The 18,763-nt window shown below is 77.2% G+C and carries 1 protein-coding gene; it reads right to left on the bottom strand.

The features are described from left to right. Window positions 1–12: 12 nt before the first annotated feature. The gene (locus ACFSJS_RS20620) at window positions 13–18,702 is read right to left on the bottom strand and encodes a non-ribosomal peptide synthetase (RefSeq protein WP_380902537.1); all 18,690 of its coding nucleotides are present in this window, start codon (window positions 18,700–18,702) and stop codon (window positions 13–15) included. Between the last annotated feature and the right edge of the window lie 61 nt (window positions 18,703–18,763).

The raw sequence follows: 18,763 nt of genomic DNA, 5'->3' as shown, positions 1-18,763 counted from the left end.
GTCGTCCGGTCCTCACCGTTCGTCGTGGTCGCTGCCGCCGCGTGCGGCGTCTTCGAGTTCGCTCAGCACCTGCTCCTCCACCAGCTCCGCCAGGGCAGCGACGGTGCGGGAGACCAGGACGTCGCGGGGCGTGAGGGTCACGCCGAAGGCTTCGCCGGCGCGCGAGGCGATGAGCAGGGCGCGCAGGGAGTCGCCGCCCAGGGAGAAGAAGTCGTCCAGCGCGCCCGCGGGCGTGTGGAGGGCCTCCTCCCAGATGGCGGCCAGGGCTTCCTCGGTGGGGGTGCGGGGGGCCACGCGGTCCGCCGTGTCCGCCTCGTCCGGCGCGGGGGCGGGCAGGGCGGCCCGGTCGGTCTTGCCGTTCTCGGTGAGCGGGAAGCGCTCCATCACCACGAACGCCGAGGGGACCATGTGCCCGGGCAGGGTACGGGCGGCGAACGCCCGCAGCTCGGCGGTGCCGGGCGCCCCGGCGTCCGGTGCGGCGAGCAGGTGGGCCACCAGGCGCGGCAGCCCCGGCTCGTCCTCCCGCACGGACACCACGGCGTCCCGCACGGCCGGGTGGCGCACCAGGGCCGCCTCGACCTCCCCCGCCTCGATCCGGTGGCCGCGCAGCTTGAGCTGGTGGTCGGTGCGGCCCAGGTAGTGCAGCTCGCCGCGGGCGTCGCGCCGCACCAGGTCGCCGGTGCGGTACATGCGGGAGCCCGGCGGGCCGAACGGGTCGGCGGTGAACCGCGCGGCGGTCAGGCCGGGCCGGTTCAGGTAGCCGCGGGCCAGGGACGGGCCGCTCAGCCACAGCTCGCCCGCCACGCCGTCGGCGACCGGCCGCAGCCGCGCGTCCAGGACGTAGGCGCCGGTGGCGGGCAGCGGGCGGCCGATGGGCGGCGCGGCGCCGTCCGGTTCCAGCGGTGCCGACCAGGTGGCGACCACCGTGGCCTCGGTGGGCCCGTAGGAGTTGACCATCCGGTGGTGCGGGGCCCAGCGGGTGACCAGGTCGGCGCCGCAGGCGTCGGCGCCGACCACCAGGGTCGTCAGGTCCGGCAGGGTGCCGGGGGCGTCCGGCGGCAGGGTGGCGAGCGCGGCCGGCGGCAGCAGGGTGTGGGTGATGCGCTCGCCGCGCAGCACCTCCGCCAGCTCCGCGCCGAGCAGCGGGCCGGGCCGCGGCACGACCAGCCGGGCGCCGTTGGGCAGGGACATGCACAACTCCAGCACCGAGGCGTCGAAGCTGGGTGTGGCGAAGGCCAGCACCCGGTCGCCGGGGCCCACCCGGTAGTGCTCGGCCTCGGCGGCGGCGAAGCCCGCCAGGCCCCGGTGGGTGACGACCACGCCCTTGGGCGTCCCGGTGGAGCCCGAGGTGTAGATGACGTAGGCGGGGTCGTCGAGGTGCAGCGGGCGGACGCGGTCGGCGTCGGTGGGGCGGTGCTCCGGCGCGCCGTCCGGCCCGGCCGCGAGCAGGTCGGCCACCTGCCCGGCGTCGAGGGTCGCGGCGGGCTCCGCGTCGCGCAGCATCAGCGCGACCCGCTCGTCCGGGTAGCCCGGGTCCACCGGCAGGAACGCGGCGCCCGACTTGGCCACCGCGAGCTGGGCGAGGACCATGTCCGCCGAGCGCGGCAGGACCAGCGCGACGATGTCGCCGGGGCCGGTGCCCCGGGCGATGAGCCGGTGCGCCATGCGGTTCGCCCGTTCCTCCACCTCCGCGAAGGACAGCAGCAGGCCCGGCGCGCTCAGCGCCGGTGCCGCCGGCCGGCGGTCCACCGCGGACTCGACCAGCTCGGGCAGGGTCGCCGGGGGCACCGGCGCGAGCCGCGGCCGCGCGGGCCCCCGGAGGAGCCGCTCCCGCTCCCGCGGCGGCAGCACGTCCACCGCGTCCAGGCGGACGGCGTCCTCCGCGGCGGCCAGGGCGTGCAGGGTGTGCAGCAGCTGGCCGGCCAGCGAGCGCGCGGTGGACTCCTCGAAGTACCGGGGGTCGTAGCCGAGTTCGACGCCCAGCCGGTCGCCGGGCGAGACCACCACGGTGAGCGGGTAGTTGGTGGCCTCCCGGGCGTCCAGGTCGCGCACCCGCACGCCGTGCGCGCCGGCCGTCGCGTCGCCGACCGGGTAGTTCTCGAAGACCAGCAGGCTGTCGAACATCGCCGTCCCGGCGGGCAGTCCGCTGAGGTCGTGCAGGTCCGTCAGCGGTACGTGGTCGAAGCGGCGGTCCTCGGCCCGCGCGGACTGCAGCCGGCGCAGCCACGCGTCGCAGTGCGCGCCGCCGTCGACGGCGACCCGTGCGGGCAGGGTGGTGATGAACAGGCCGGTGATGGTGTCGGCACCGGGCAGGTCCGCGGGCCGTCCGGAGACGGTGGTGCCGAAGCACACCTCCCGCTCGCCGCTCCAGCGCGACAGCAGCAGCGCCCAGGCGCCCTGCACCACGGTGTTGAGGGTGAGGCGGTGGCGGCGGGCGAAGTCCTGGAGCCGTTCCGTCTCGGCCTGCCCGAGCCGCTGCGACAGCCAGGTGCCGGAGCGGGCCACCGCGCCCTGGGCGGGCCTGCGGTCGTAGGGCAGCGCCGTGGGGGCGGTCAGGTCCGCCAGGACGCCCCGCCAGTGCTCCTCGGCCCGGGCGGTGTCCCGGCCGGCGAGCCAGGCGGCGTAGTCCGCGAAGGGCCGGCGGTCCGGCAGGCGCGGTCCGTCCCCCCGGGCGAGGGCGGCGTGGCAGGCCATGACGTCCGACAGCACGTGGAAGACGCTCCACCCGTCCAGCAGCACGTGGTGGAAGGTCCACACCACCCGCACCTCGTCGGGGCCGAGCCGGATCAGGGCGACCCGCAGCAGCGGCGCGTCGTCCAGGGCGATGCCGCGGGCCCGGTCCTCGGCGAGCAGCCGCTCCAGCTCCGCGTCGCGCTCGGCCCGGGTCAGGCCGCTCCAGTCGTGTTCGGCGACGGGCAGGGTGGCGCTGCGGTGCACGACCTGGAGCGGGACGGGCACTCCGCGCAGCACCACGGCGGTGCGCAGCACGGGGGTGCGGTCGACCACGTGCTGCCAGGCGGCGGCCAGCAGCCGGGGGTCGCGCACCCCGTCCACCACGAACGTGATCTGCTCGACGTACAGCCCCCGGCCGGGTTCGTCCATGCCGTGGACGACCATGCCGGTCTGGGTGGGGGTGAGCGGGTAGACGTCCACGACGTCGCGACCGGTGCCCACCAGCCGGTCGACCGCGGCCTGGTCCAGCGGGGCCAGCGGGAAGTCCGAGGGCGTGCGGCCGCCGGCGCCGGGCCGGGCGCAGTGCCGCACGATCTCCCGCAGTTCGTCGGCCATCTCGGCCGCCAGCCGGGCGACGGTGTCGCGCCGGTGCACCTCGCGCGAGTACGACCAGGTGAACTCCAGCCGCTTGTCGGCGACCCGGCCGACGACGTCGATGAGGTGCGGCCGGTCCGCCGTGCGGTCCATGCCGCCCGCCAGCCCGCCGTGCGGCGCGTGCAGCAGGCCGCCCGGGGTGACGTTCCAGTCCTGCTGCCCCAGGTAGTTGAAGCCGATCTGCGGCAGGTCCGGCAGGTCCGGGCCGGCCTCGGGGTGCAGGTGGCGCAGGGCGCCGTAGCCCAGTCCGCCCCGCGGCACGGCCCGCAGGCTCTCCTTGACGGACTTCAGCGCGGTCCCGGTGTCCGCGTCCCGGGGGACCTCCAGCGCGACGGGGAACATCGTGGTGAACCAGCCGACGGTCCGCGCCAGGTCGACGTCGTCGAAGAGGTCCTCCCGGCCGTGGCCCTCCAGCGCCACCAGCACCCGGTCCCGTTCCGTCCAGCGCGCCAGGACCCGGCCCAGGGCGCACAGCAGGACGTCGTTGACGCGGGTGCGGTAGACGTCCGGCACGTCCTGGAGGAGCCGGCGCGTGTCCTCGCTGTCCAGGCCCACCGTCAGCGTCTCCTCGCAGGCGGCGGTGTTGCGCCCGGCGCGGTCGGTGGGCAGGTCGCCGTGGCCGTCCGGCTCCCGCCAGTGGGCGAGTTCCGCGTCGAAGCCGCCGGCGGCGGTGTGCGCGGCGAGGCGCTGCGCCCACGCGCGGAAGGAGGTGGTCTTCGGGCCGAGGTCGGCGCGGTCCCCGGCCCGCAGCGCCCGGTACGCGGTGTCCAGGTCCTCCAGGATCACGCGCCAGGACACGGCGTCCACCACCAGGTGGTGGGCGGCCAGCAGCAGGACCGGCCGCCGGCCGTCGGCCGGGCGGCACAGCGCGGCCTTCAGCAGCGGCCCGCCGGCCAGGTCGAAACCGGCGCACAGTCCGTCGGCCAGCTCGCGCAGCGCCGCGTCGACGCCGTCCGGGGCGCCCCCGGGCAGGTCGTGCACCTCCAGGTGCGGTTCGGCGCCGGGCGCGGTGCCCCACTGGCGCCACCGCCCGTCGCCGGCCGGCTCGAACCGCAGGCGCAGGGCGTCGTGCTGTTCCAGCACCGCCGCCAGGGCGGCGCGCAGCAGCGTCTCGTCGGTGTCGGCGGCCAGGTGGAAGGAGAGCGCCTGGGTGAAGCGCGCCGGGTCGCCGGTGAGGGAGTCGAAGAGCCAGTGCTGGACGGGGGTGAGCGGCACCTCGCCCACGACCGGTCCCTGCTCGGCGGTGGGCGCCGGGGCCGGCAGTTCCTCGGCGGCCGCCGCCAGTTCGGCGACGGTCTGGTGGAGGAACAGGTGCCGGGGGGTCAGCGCGATGCCCGCCCGGCGGGCGGCGGAGACGATCTGGATGCCGAGGATCGAGTCGCCGCCGAGCGCGAAGTAGTTGTCCTCCGCGCCGACCTCGGGCACGCCCAGCACCTCGGCCCAGATCGCGGCGAGCGTCTGCTCGGTGCCGGCGCGCGGGGGGCGGCCGCCGGCGGTGGCCGGGGCGGCCCACACCGGCTCGGGCAGGGCCCGCCGGTCCAGCTTGCCGGTGGGTCCGAGCGGCAGCCGCTCCAGCGGCACCACGACCGCCGGGACCAGGTGGTCGGGGAGTGTGCGCGCCAGGAAGGCGCGCAGGTCCCCGGGGTCCGGGGCCTCGGCGCCGCGGGGCACCGCGTAGCCCACCAGCCGCCGGTGCCCGTCGTGCTCCACCACCCGGGCGGCCGCGGTGGAGACCTGCGGGTGCCGGGCGAGCGCGGCCTCCACCTCGCCCAGCTCGATGCGGAAGCCGCGCACCTTCACCTGGTCGTCCGAGCGGCCGAGGTAGACCAGGTCGCCCCGGGCCGTCCAGCGCGCCAGGTCGCCGGTGCGGTACATGCGGGAGCCCGGCGGGCCGAACGGGTCGGCGAGGAAGCGGGAGGCGGTCAGGCCGGGCCTGCGCAGGTAGCCGCGGGCGACGCCCGTACCGGCGAGGTACAGCTCGCCGGGGGCCCCGGCGGGCACCGGGCGCAGCCGGGAGTCCAGCACGTAGGCGCGGGCTCCCCCGACCGGCCTGCCGATCGGGGGGACGCGGTCGGGGTCCGCGGGGTCGCAGGGCCAGGCGGTGGCGTACACGGTGGCCTCGGTGGGGCCGTAGATGTTCATCACCCGGCAGCCGGGGACCGCCGCGCGCACCTGGCGGACGATGCGGGCGGGCAGTCCCTCGCCGGCCAGCACGACGGTGTCCGCCGCGACGTGGACGGTGTCCTCCGTCAGGAGCCTGCCGAGGGCGGAGGGGACCGCGCTGAGCAGTCCCGCGCGCCACGGGCCGGGGCGCTCGGCGAGGGCGAGCAGGTCGCGGACGACCTCCACGCACCCGCCGGCGAGCAGCGGCGAGAGGATCTCGAAGACCGACACGTCGAAGTTGAGCGAGGTGGAGGCCACCACGTGGGCGAGCCCCCGGTCGCCGAACTCGGCGGCGGCCCAGTCGGTCAGCGCCACCACCGATCCGTGGGCGACCACGACGCCCTTGGGCCGGCCCGTCGAGCCGGAGGTGTGGATGACGTAGGCGGGGTGGTCCGGCAGCAGGGTCCCGCGCCGCTCCCCGTCGTCGATGCCGGCGGCGGACGCGGCGGCCAGGCGCCCGGCGCAGGCGGGGTCGTCCAGGACGATCCGCGCGAACGGGCCGTCCGGCAGCCGGCCGGCCGTCTCGGTGCTCGTCACGACCGCGTCGGGCCGGACGTCCTCGAAGAGGAACGCGATGCGTTCGGCCGGGTGGCCGGGGTCCACCGGGAGGTAGGCGGCGCCGCTCTTGAGGACCGCCAGGAGCGCGACGACCAGCTCGGCGGTGCGCGGCAGGGCCAGCGCGACGAACCGCTCGGGGCCGGCGCCGGCGTCGACGAGCAGCCGGGCCAGCCGGTTGGAGCGCTCGTCGAGCTGCCGGTAGGTGAGCCGCTCCGCGCCGGCCAGCACGGCCGGGGCGTCGGGGGTGCGCGCGGCCTGCTCCCGGAAGACCTCGGGCAGGGTCCGGTGCGGCGTCCGCGCCACCGGCCCGCCGAAGCGGTCGAGGAGGCGGCGCCCGTGGGCCGGGTCCACCAGCGGCAGGTCGGCCAGGCACCGGTCCGGGTCGGTGGCCATCTGCGTCAGCAGCGTCCGCAGGCTCTCGCCGAGCCCCTCGACCGTCTCGGCGTCGAACGCCGCCGGGTCGTAGTCGAGGGCGACCGACAGGGTGTCGCCGGGGGCGACCACCACGCTGAGCGGGTAGTTGGTCGGCTCCAGGTCGCGTTCCTGCTCGATGGCCAGCCCGTACCGGGCCAGGGCGTCGCCGTCGAACGGGTAGTTCTCGAAGACCACGATGCTGTCGAACAGGTTCGTCCCGCCCGGCACCTCGCTCCAGGTCTGGAGCTGTGCGAGGGAGACGAAGTCGTGGCGCCGGGACTCCGACTGGGCGGTCTGCAGGTCGCGCAGCCACTCCAGCAGGCCGCGCCGCCCGTCGATCCGCGCCCGGGTGGGGAGGGTGTTGATGAACAGGCCGACCATGGAGGTCACTCCCGGCAGCTCGGCCGGGCGGCCGGACACGGTCGTGCCGAACACCACGTCCTCGCCGCCGCCGTAGCGGGACAGCAGCAGCGCCCAGGCGCCCTGGAGCACGGTGTTGACGGTCAGGCCCGCCCGCTGCGCCGTCTCCCGCAGGCGCGCCGACAGACCGGCGTCGAGCGTCACGTGGACCGACCCGGACGAGGACGAGCGGTGCGCCTCGGCGGGCCGGCGGTCCCGCGGCAGTTCGGTGGGGACGCGGAAGCCGGCCAGCGTCTCGCGCCAGTACCGCTCCGCCCGCCCGGCGTCCTGCCGGGCCAGCCAGCGCAGGTAGTCGCCGAAGGGCGCCCGGTGCGGGACCTGCGGGCGGCGCCCGGCGGTCAGTGCCGCGTACCGCTCGCACACCTCGTCGAACACCTGCGCCGCGCTCCACCCGTCGAGGAGGACGTGGTGGAAGGTCCACACCATCCGCACCCGGTCCGGCGCGAGGCGGATCAGCGCCAGCCGCATCAGCGGCGCCGCGGCCAGGTCGACACCGGCCCGGCGGTCCTCGGCCAGCAGCGCGGCGGTCTCCCGCTCGCACCGCTCGGCCGGCCATCCGGACCAGTCGTGGTGGGTGACGGGGACGGTGGCCCGGTGCTGCACGACCTGGAGCGGCTCGGCGGTCTCCTGCCACACCAGCCGGGTGCGCAGCATGGGGTTGGCGTCCACCGTCCGCTGCCACGCCTCGGCCAGGGCGTGCGGGTCGGTGACGCCGGACAGCACCAGCTGCACCTGGTTGACGTAGGTGCGGCCCTCGGGGTCCATGAGGCTGTGGAAGAGCATGCCGGCCTGCATCGGCGTCAGGGGGTACAGGTCCGCGACGGCACGCCCGTCCCCCACGACCCGGTCCACGGCCGCCTGGTCCACGCGGGCCAGCGGGAAGTCCGACGGCGTGCGGCCGCCGGCGTCCGGGTCGGCGCAGTGGGCGACGATCTCCTCGAGCGCCCGGAGCATGCCGGCCGCGAGACCGGCGACCGTCTCCTCGCGGTGCAGCCCGCCGCTGTAGTGCCAGGTGACCTCCAGGCGGTCGTCCTCGACGCGGGCCACCACGTCCAGCAGGTGCGGCCGCTCCGCCTCGGGCGCCTCCGCGCCGCCCAGGCCGCCGGGCACCGCGCGGACCAGTGCGCCGCCGTCGGCGGACCAGTCGAAGCGGCCCAGGTAGTTGAAGCTGATGCCGGGCATCGGCGCGCCGGCGAGCGGGCCGTCCTGCGCCAGGTACCGCAGGACGCCGTAGCCCAGGCCTCGGTCCGGCACGGACCGCAGCTGCTCCTTGACGGACTTCAGGGCGCCGCCCCAGTCCCCGTCCGGCACGTCGAGGGCGACCGGGAAGAGGGTGGTGAACCAGCCGACCGTGCGGGACAGGTCGACGTCGTCGAACAGCTGGTCCTCGCGGCCGTGCCCCTCCAGCCCGACGGCGACGGTGCGCCGCCCGGTCCAGTCGGCCAGCACCCGGCCCAGGGCGCACAGCAGCACGTCGTCGATGCGCGTGCGGTAGACGCCGGGCACCTTCCGCAGCAGCTCGTCGGTGTGCCGCCGGTCCAGGCGGACGGTCACCGCGCGCAGGTCGGCGGCGGTGTTGCCGCCGCCGGAGTCCACCGGCAGCGGCGCGGCGCAGTGCCGGGCCACCTCGTCCCAGTGGGCGCGCTGCTCCGCGAAGCCGCCGGCCGCGGCGTGCGCGTGGAGCCGCCGCGCCCACTCCTGGACGGAGGTGGTGCGGGCCGGCAGGCGCACCGGCTCCCCGGCCCGTGCCTGCCGGTAGGCGGTCTCCAGGTCCTCCAGCAGGACGCGCCAGGAGACGCCGTCGACCACCAGGTGGTGCACGGCCAGCAGCAGCCGGGCGGGCCGGGCGCCGGCGGCGGTGAACAGCCGCGCGGTCAGCAGCGGGCCGCTCTCCAGCCGGAAGGAGGCGTGTGCCTCCGCCGTGGCGCGGGCCTCGGCCTCCTCGGCCGCCGCCGCGTCCAGCCCGCCCAGGTCGTGGACCTCCAGCAGCTGCGGCGGTTCCGCGTCCGCGGGGGCGCAGTGCTGGCGCCACGATCCGTCGGCCTGCCGGGTGAAGCGGGACCGCAGGGCGTCGTGGTGCTCCCACAGGGCCGCCAGGGCGCGGCGCAGGGCGTCCGGGTCGGGGGCGCCGGGCGTCTCCACGACGACGGACTGGTCGAAGAACTCCGGCCGCCGCGGCCCGGGGTCGAGGAACCAGTGCTGGATGGGGGTGAGCGCGACGTCCCCGGAGACCGGGCCGGTCCCGGCGACGGGCGCGGCGGTGCCGGTGGCGCCGGCGGCGGCCAGGGCGGCGACCGTGGGGTGCCGGAAGAGGTCCCGGGGGGTCAGCGCGAGGCCGGCGGCGCGGGCGCGGGAGACGACCTGGATGCTCAGGATCGAGTCTCCGCCCAGCGTGAAGAAGTTGTCGTCCACCCCGACCCGCTCCACGCCGAGCAGGTCCGCCCAGATCCCGCCGAGGACGCGCTCGGCCTCGGTGCGCGGCGCGCGGTAGGCGGTGTCGCCGGCCGCCGACCAGTCGGGGGCCGGCAGCCGGCGCCGGTCCACCTTGCCGTTGGCCGTCAGGGGCAGTTCCGGCACCGTGACGAAGGCGGCGGGCAGCATGTAGTCGGGCAGGTCGGCCGACAGGTGGGCGCGCAGTCCGGCCGCGGACGGCACGGCCGCGTCCCGGGCCGGCACGAGGTGGGCGGCCAGGCGCTTGCGCCCGGCGTGCTCGTACACCGACACGACGGCCTCGGCGACGGCCGGGTGGGCGGTGAGCCGGGCCTCGACCTCGGCGGGCTCGATGCGGAAGCCGCGGATCTTGATCTGTCCGTCCGCGCGTCCCACGAAGTGCAGTTCGCCCTCGGCGCTCCACCGCACGACGTCGCCGGTGCGGTACATCCGGCCGCCGGGCGGCCCGAACGGGTCGGCCAGGTAGCGCGCGGCGGTCGCCCCGGGGCGGCCGGCGTAGCCGCGGGCCAGCCCGGCGCCGGCGATGTAGAGCTCGCCGGGGACGCCCGGCGGCTGGGGCTGGAGCGCGTCGTCCAGCACGTACACCCGCGTGTTGTCCAGCGGGCGTCCGATGGGCAGCACCGCGGGCAGCGGGTCGCCGGCGCGGAAGACCCGCCGGGTCGCGAAGGTGGTGGTCTCGGTCGGGCCGTAGCCGTCGACGACGGCGAGGCCGGGGCAGGCGTCCAGGACGCGGCGCACCACCGCGCCGGGCACGGCCTCGCCCCCGGTCCACACCTCCTCCGCGCCGCGCAGGCAGGCCGGGTCCTCCTGGGCGAGGAGGCGGAACAGGCCCGCGGTCAGCCACAGGTGCCGCACGCCCTGCCGGGTGACGGCGTGGCGGACGGCGGCGGTGTCCAGCTCCGCCGGCGGGGCCAGCACGGCCGTTCCGCCGCGCAGCAGCGGCACCCACAGCTCGTAGGTGGAGGCGTCGAAGGCGTGCGGGGAGTGCACCAGGACCCGGTCGTGGCCGGTGAAGGCGCGGTCGAGGGCGAGCGCGGCCACGTCCCGGTGGCGCACCGCGACGCCCTTGGGGACGCCGGTGGAGCCGGAGGTGAACATCAGGTACTGGACGTTGTCCGGGTGCACCGCGGGGGTGTCCGCGCGCCCCGCCCCAACCGCCGGCCCGGTGCCGTCGCCGCCGTCGCCTCCGTCGCAGCAGCCGCCGCCGTCGAGGCGCAGGACGTCTCCGCCGGGCAGTACGGCGCGGGCGGTCTCCTCCCAGGCGCCGTCGGTGAGCAGCAGCTCCGCGCCGGCCTCGGCCAGCATCCGGCGCAGCCGCTCGCACGGAGCCCTGCCGTCCAGGGGGACGTAGACGCCGCCGGTGCGGGCGAGGGCCAGCTGGGCGACGACCAGGGTGACCGAGCGGTCCATCAGCACGCCCACCGGGCGTTCGGCCGCCACCCCGAGCCCGGCCAGCCGGGCGGCCAGTGCCGCCGCCCGGGCGTCCAGCTCCCGGTAGGTGAGGCGCTCGTCGCCGGCCTCCAGCGCGACGGCGCCGGGCGTGCGCCGCACCTGTGCGGCGAAGAGGTCGGCCACGGTGGCCTCGGACGTGTCGGCGGCCGTGTCGTTCCAGGCGCGGAGCACCTGGTCCCGGCGGGCGGCCGTCAGCAGCGGCAGGCGCGCGGGCGGGCGCTCCGGTCCGGTGGCCATGCCCTCCAGCAGGACGGTCAGGTACTCGGCCATGCGGGCGGCGGTGGCGGCGTCGAACAGCTCCGGGTCGTAGCCCAGGCGCAGGGTCAGCTCGGTGCCCGGATAGGCCACCAGGCTGAGCGGGTAGTTGGTGGTCTCGATGCCGTCCAGGCCGCTCAGCCGCAGCCCGTGGGCGGCGGCGAGGCCGTCGTCGACCGGGTAGTTCTCGAAGACGACGATGCTGTCGAACAGGGCGGCCCGCTCGGGGAGTTCGGTGAACGCCTTCATCCGGGTGAGCGGGACGTAGTCGAACCGCCGGTCCTCGCTCTGCTCCTGCTGCAGCCGGCGCAGCCAGTCGAGCAGGGTCCCGTCGCGCGGCACCGCGACGCGGGTGGGCAGGGTCGCGATGAACAGGCCGGTCATGGCCTCGGCTCCCGGCAGCTCGGGGGGCCGTCCGGACACGGTGGTGCCGAAGAGCACCTCCGCCCTGCCGGCCTGGCGGCTCAGCAGCAGGGCCCACGCCCCCTGGACCAGGGTGTTGACGGTCAGGCCGGCCGCCCTGGCCAGGTCCTCCAGCGCCCGGGTGGCGGCCTCGGGCACCGTGACGCGGACCGCCCGGGTGGACTCCGCGCGATGGGTCTCGCGCGGCTCGCGGTCGTAGGGCAGGGCGGTGGCCTCGGTCAGCCCGGCGAGGCGGTCCTGCCAGTGCCGTTCGGCCTCCGTCCAGTCGCGCTCGCGCAGCCAGGCCACGTAGTCCCGGAACGGGGGCCGGACGGGCAGGGCGTCGCCGGCCGTGCCGTCCGCCCCGGCGGGTCCGGAGAGCAGCGCGTGGCAGGCGAAGACGTCGGACAGCACCTGGAACAGGCTCCAGCCGTCCAGGACCAGGTGGTGGAAGGACCACACCACCCGCACACCGCCGTCGGAGAGCCGGGCGAGCACCAGGCGCTGGAGCGGGGCGTGCGTCAGGTCGATGCCGCGTTCGCGGTCCCGGTCCAGGAGTTCCCGCAGCCGGTTCTCCCGCTCCTCCTCGGAGAGGTCCCGCCAGTCCAGGTGGGTGACCGGCACGGGTGCGAGGCGCTGTACCACCAGCAGCGGCTCGGGCACGTCCTGCCACACGACGCGGCCGCGCAGCACGGGGGTGCGCTCCGCCACCCGCTGCCAGGCCGCCTCCAGCGCGGCGGGGTCGGGGACGCCGTCCAGGACGAAGGTCAACTGCTGGAAGTAGACGCTCCGGTCGTCCTGGGAGAGCCCGTGGAAGAGCATGCCGGCCTGGGTCGGCGTGAGCGGGTGGACGTCCTCCACCGCGGCGGGGTCGTCCCCCACCAGGCGGTCCACGGCCGCCTGGTCGAGCCGGGCCAGCGGGAAGTCCGACGGGGTGCGGCCGCCGGTGCCCGGCCGGGCGGCGTGCCGGGCGATGTCCGCCAGCGCGTCGGCGAACCGTCCGGCCAGGTCGGCGACGGTCGCCTCGCGGTGCAGCTGCTCCGAGTAGAACCAGGTGAACTCCAGCGCGTCGCCGTCCAGGCGCCCCACGACCTCCAGGGGGTGCGGGCGCGCGGCCGCCGGGTCGGCGTCCAGCTCCAGCGTGCGGAACGGCGCGCGGTACAGGCCCCCCGGCTCGTCCGGGAGCGCGAACCGGCCCAGGTAGTTGAAGCTGATCTGCGCGGCCGGGGTGCGGGGCAGCGCCCCGGGCGGGGCCAGGTACCGCAGGGCGTCGTGGCCCAGGCCGTGCCGGGGCACCGCCCGGAGCTGCTCCTTGACGCGCTTGAGCACGGTGTCCCAGTCGGCGTCCGGCGGGACGGCGAGGGCGACGGGGTGGCGGGTGGTGAACCAGCCGACGGTGCGGCTGGTGTCGACGTCGGCGAACAGCTCCTCGCGGCCGTGCCCCTCCACGTCCACCACCACCCGGTCGTGCCCGGTCCACGCGCACAGCACCCGGCCCAGGGCGCTCAGCAGCGCGTCGTTGGCCCGGGTGCGGTAGGTGTCCGGCAGGGTGCGCAGCAGGGCGGCGGTGTCCTCGGGGGTGAGGCGCACGGTCACCGAGCGGGCCGAGGCGTAGGTGTTGGCACCCGCCAGGTCCACCGGCAGCGCCGCCTCGGCGCCCGCGGCCGACTCCGCCCAGTACGCCGCCTCGTCCCCGAAGCCGCCCGCGGCGGCGTACTCGGCCAGGCGCCGGGCCCAGTGCCGCAGCGCGGAGGACTTCGGCGGCAGCGCCGACGCCCCCTCGCGCCCGTCGCGGCGGGCGCGGTAGGCCCGGTCGAGGTCCTCCAGGAGGACGCGCCAGGAGACGCCGTCGACCACCAGGTGGTGGACGGCCAGGTGCAGGACGCGGGGGCGGCCGGCCCCCCGGTCGTGCAGCACGGCGCGCAGCAGCGGGCCGTCGCGCAGGTCGAAGGGGCCCAGGTGGGGTGCGTCGGTGTCCGGGCCGGTGTGGTGCGCCAGCCGGAACCGGGAGGTCCGGTCGTCGATGTGCCACCTGACGCCCGCGGCGCCGCCCCCCGTGCCGTCGGTGCCGTCGGTGGGGAAGCGGGAGCGCAGCGCGTCGTGGTGGGCGACCACGTCGTCCAGGGCGTCCTCCAGCGCCGCCGTGTCCACCGTGTCGGCCAGTTCCACCGACAGCGTCTGGGCGTAGTGGCCGGCCCGCTCGGCGGCCGCCTCGAACAGCCAGTGCTGGATGGGCGTGAGCGGCGCCGGGCCGGTGGCCGCCACGGCGGCGGGAGCGGCGGGCCGCCGGCTGCCCGCGGCGTCCGCGCACCGGGCGAGGGCGGCGACCGTCTGGTGCCGGTAGACGTCGCGGGAGGTCACCGTGAGGCCCGCCTGCCGGGCCTGGGCCACCACCTGGATGCTGAGGATCGAGTCGCCGCCCAGGGTGAAGAAGTTGTCGTCCGCCCCGACCCGCTCCACGCGCAGGACGTCCGCCCAGATGGCGGCGAGCGTCCGCTCGGTGGGGGTGCGCGGCGCGACGTGGCGCGCGGTCGGCCCGGCGGGCCCCGGGTCGGGGAGCCGGCCGCGGTCCAGTTTGCCGTTGGGGTTGAGCGGCATGGCCTCCAGCACCACCACGGTCTGGGGCACCATGTAGTCGGGCAGCGTGCGGCCGAGCGCGCGGCGCACCGCGTCCGGTCCCACCCGCGCCCCCGCGGCCGGGACGACGTAGCCGACCAGGCGCCGGTGGCCGTCCTTCTCGCGGGCGACGGCGGCCGCCTCGGCGACGCCCTCGCAGCCGCGCAGCGCCTCCTCCACCTCGCCCAGCTCGATGCGGAAGCCGCGCACCTTCACCTGCTGGTCGGTCCGGCCGATGTACTCCAGCTCGCCGTCGGCGTTCCACCGCACCAGGTCCCCGGTGCGGTACATGCGCGCCCCCGGCGCGCCGAAGGGGTCGGCGACGAACCGGGTGGCGGTCAGTCCGGCGCGCCGCAGGTAGCCGCGCGCCAGGCCGTCGCCGCCGAGGTAGAGCTCTCCCGTCACTCCCGGGGGCTGCGGGCGCAGCAGGCCGTCCAGGACGTAGGCCCGGGTGCGCGCCACGGGCCTGCCGATCGGCGGGGCCTGGACGGGCACGGTGCCGCCGGCGAACCAGGCGGTGGCGTAGACGGTGGCCTCGGTCGGGCCGTAGATGTTGGCCACCTCGCAGGAGGGCATGGCCCGCCGCAGGTCGCGCACGGTCTGCGCGGGCAGCGCCTCGCCGGCCAGCACGATCGTGTCCGCCTCGACAGCGGCGCCCCCGGTGAGCATCCGGGAGACCGCCGACGGCACCCCGCTGACCAGGCCGGCCCGCCGCGGGCCGGACCCGTCGGCGAGGGCCGGCAGGTCGGCGACCAGCTCGACGCCGCCGCCGACCAGCAGGGGGCAGAGCATCTCGAAGACCGAGACGTCGAAGTTGAGCGAGGTGGAGGCCACCACGTGCGCCAACCGGTCGGGCCCGAACCGCTCCCCCGCCCAGGCCGCCAACGCCGCCACGCTGCGGTGGGTGACCACGACGCCCTTGGGGCGGCCGGTCGATCCCGAGGTGTAGATGACGTACGCCGGGTGGTCCGGGTGCAGCGGCCCGAGCCGGTCCGCGTCGGCCGGGTCCGCGTCGGCCGCCCCGGGGGCGTCGGCGCCGTCGGCCGCGCAGTCCTCCAGGACCAGCGGGCCGGAGTCCTCGGGCAGCGCGTGCGCGGTCTCCCGGCTCGCCACGACGAGGGCGGGGGCGGCGTCGGCGAGCATGAAGCGGATGCGGTCGGCCGGGTAGGCGGGGTCCACCGGGAGGTACCCCGCACCCGTCTTGAGCACCGCCCACAGCACCGGCAGGAGGTCGGCGGAGCGCGGCAGGCAGAGCGCCACCAGCGTCTCCGGGCCCGCGCCGCGGGCCGTCAGCAGCCGGGCGAGCCGGTTGGCGCGCCGGTTCACCTCGGCGTAGTCCAGCCGCACCGGGCCGCAGACCACGGCGGTCCGGTCGGGGGTCCGGGCGACCTGCGCCTCGAACAGCGCCGGCAGCGTCGCGTCCCCGGCCTGCCGCCCGGCCCGCACGGGCGGGTTCCAGGAGTCCAGCAGCGTGCGCCGCTCGTCGTCCGACAGCAGCGGCAGCTCGGCCAGCGTCCGGTGCGGGCCGTCCGCCATGCCCTCCAGCAGGCGGTGCAGGTGGCGGCCGAGCCGGGCCGCGGTCCGCGCCTCGAACAGGTCCGTGTTGTACTCGATCGTCAGCTCGCACCCGCCGTCCGGGCGCGGCGCGAACTCCAGGACCAGGTCGAAGCGGGCGGCCGGACGGGGCAGCGGGTACTCCTCGATCCACACCCCGCCGGCCTGCGGCGGGTACGCCGGGGCGGTCTGCTGGACCACGAGCACCTGCACCAGCGGGGTGCGGCTGGGGTCCCGGGGCGGGGCCAGCTCCTCGACCACGCGGTCGAACGGCACCCCGTCGTGGGCGAAGGCGTCCAGCACGGTGGCGCGCATGGTCTCCACGAACCGGTCGACCGTGGCGGAGTCGTCCACCTCGCCGCGCAGCACCACGGTGTTGGCGAAGAAGCCGGCCACGTCCTCCAGGTCCCGGTGGCCCCGCCCGGTGGTGACGGTGCCGAACGCGACGTCCCGCTGCCCGGAGTACCGGGAGAACAGCACGGCCGCCGCGCCGGCGAACAGGGTGAAGACGGTCGTGCCGCGGCCCCCCGCCAGGTTCCGCAGCCGCGCGACCAGGTCCGCCGGAAGGCGGTGGCGGTGCGCCGCGCCGGCGGTGGTGCGCACCGCCGGCCGGGGCCGGTCCGTGGGCAGTTCCAGCTGCTGCAGCCCGGCCAGGTGCCGCTTCCAGTACGCGAGGTCCCCGGCGTCGCCGGCCGCGAACCGCCGCCGCTGCTCCCACACGGCGAAGTCCGGGTACTGCACGGGCGGCGCGGGGGGCGCGCCCTGCTCGCCGGAGACCTCGTCCCGGTAGAGCGCGGCCAGGTCGCGGACCAGGACGCCCACCGACCAGCCGTCGGTGACGATGTGGTGCTGGGCCAGGAGCAGCAGGTGGTCGCCGTCCGCGCGGCGGACGAGCAGGGCCCGGGTCAGCGGTCCCTCCGCCAGGTCGTAGGGGCGGCTCAGCTCCTCGGTCAGCAGGCGTTCGGCGGCCTCGTCCCGCCGGTCGGCGGGGAGGGCGCCGAGGTCGGCCGTGCGCAGCGGCAGCACGGCGTCGCGGCCCACCCGCTGCACGCCCTGCCCGTCGACCGTGGTGAAGGTGGTGCGCAGGGCGTCGTGGCGGGCGGCGAGCCGCTCCAGGGCGCGGCGCAGCGCGGCGGTGTCCAGCGGTCCGGCCAGACGCACCACCACGCCGGTGTTGTACTCGGTGCCGCCGCCGGTGAGGTCGTCGAGGAACCACAGCCGCCGCTGCGCGCTGGACAGCGGGAGCGGCCGGTCGCGCGGGGCGGGCGGGATCGGGTCCGGCGGCGCGGCGGTGGACGGGTCCTCGAGCAGCGGGGCCAGGGCGGCGATCGTCCGGGCGGTGAACACGTCCCGCACCGACAGTCCGGCGCCCAGGTCGCTGCGGATCCGGGACAGTGCCCGGGCGGCGAGGATCGAGTCGCCGCCCAGGTCGAAGAAGTCGTCCTCCACGCCGACGGCGTCGACCGCCAGCACGTCCGCCCAGATGGCGGCCAGGGCCCGCTCGCCGGGGGTGCGCGGCGGGACGTGGCCGGCCGCGGGTGCGCGGCCGGGCGCGGGCAGGGCCCGCCGGTCGACCTTGTGCTGCGGGGTGAGGGGCAGTTCGTCCAGGACGACGACGGCGGACGGGACCATGTGCGCCGGCAGGGTGGCGGCGAGCGCCGTGCGCAGCTCTCTGGGCTCCGGGGCCCGCCCCGGGTCGTCGGGCGTGACGTAGCCGACGAGCCGCCGCCGTCCCGGCTCGTCCTCGCGGACCACGACCACGGCCTCGCGGACGCCGACGTGGTCCAGCAGGGCGGCCTCGATCTCGCCGGGTTCGATGCGGAAGCCGCGGACCTTCACCTGGCGGTCGACGCGGCCGAGGAACTCCAGCTCGCCGCCCGCGGTCCGGCGCGCCCGGTCACCGGTGCGGTAGAGCCGGGCGCCGGGCGGCCCGAAGGGGCTGGCGACGAAGCGCGCGGCGGTCAGGCCCGGCCGGCCGAGGTAGCCGCGGGCCAGCCCGTCGCCGCTCACGTAGAGCTCGCCGTCGGTGCCGGGCGGCACCGGGCGCATCTCCGCGTCCAGCACGTGCGCCTGCGTGCCGGGCAGCGGGGTGCCGATCGTCGGGGCGCCGCTCCCGGCGGACAGCGGCCCGGTCCAGGAGGCGACGATCGTGGCCTCGGTGGGGCCGTAGGAGTTGATCATCCGGCGGCCGGGTGCCCAGCGGTCGACGAGCCCCGCCGGGCAGGCCTCGGCCCCCACGATGAGCGTGCGCAGGTGGCGCGCGACGCCGCCCTGCCGGGGGTCGGGGAGGGTGGCGAGGGCGGCCGGCGGGATGAGGGCGTGGGTGATGCGGTGCTCGTCCAGGACGGAGGCCAGCTCGTCGCCCAGCCACGGCCCGTCCGGCGGTACGACCAGGGTCGCGCCGGACAGGACGGATATGAACAGCTCCAAGGCGGAGGCGTCGAAGCTGGGCGAGGAGAACTGCAGCACGCGGTCGCCCGGGCCCACGGCGTACCGCTCGGCGGCGGCCGCGGCGAAGCCGCCGATGCCCCGGTGGGTGACCGTCACGCCCTTGGGGGTGCCCGTGGAGCCGGAGGTGTAGATCACGTACGCCGCGTGGCCGGAGTCCACCGCCGCGCGCCGGTCCGCGGGCGCAGGGATGTCGTCCGCCTCCAGGGCGGCACGGACGCGGTCCAGGTCGTCGAGGACCACGGCGGGCGCGGCGTCGTCCAGCATCAGGGCGCGGCGCTCGGCGGGGTAGTCGGGGTCCACCGGCAGGAAGGCGGCGCCCGCCCGGGCCACGGCCAGCTCCGCCGCGATCAGCTCCATCGAGCGCGGCAGGACCAGTGCCACCACCCGGTCCGGGCCGGCCCCGCGCCGCACGAGGTCGCCGGCCAGGCGCTCGACCCGCGCCGCCAGCTCCCGGTAGGACCAGGTCCGCCGGCCGTCGGTGATCGCCGGCGCCCGGGGCGTGCGGTCCGCCTGCGCGGCGAACAGCTCGCCGAGCGGTCTGTGCGCTTCCGGAGGGGGCGTCTCTCCTCCCGGAGCCGCGACGCCGTCGGCCTGCGGCAGGTGGGACGCCGGTACGGGCTTGTCGTGCAGGTCCGTCATGGGTCAAGTCCTTCGGAGCGGGGACGGTGCGGTGCGCGCGGGCACGGGCCGGCCCGGGGAG

This window comes from Streptomyces desertarenae (genome assembly GCF_042681365.1).
Taxonomy (GTDB): Bacteria; Actinomycetota; Actinomycetes; order Streptomycetales; family Streptomycetaceae; genus Streptomyces; species Streptomyces desertarenae.
Note: the sequence above shows the minus strand (reverse complement) of the source record. Positions and strands in the feature narration are given on the sequence as shown.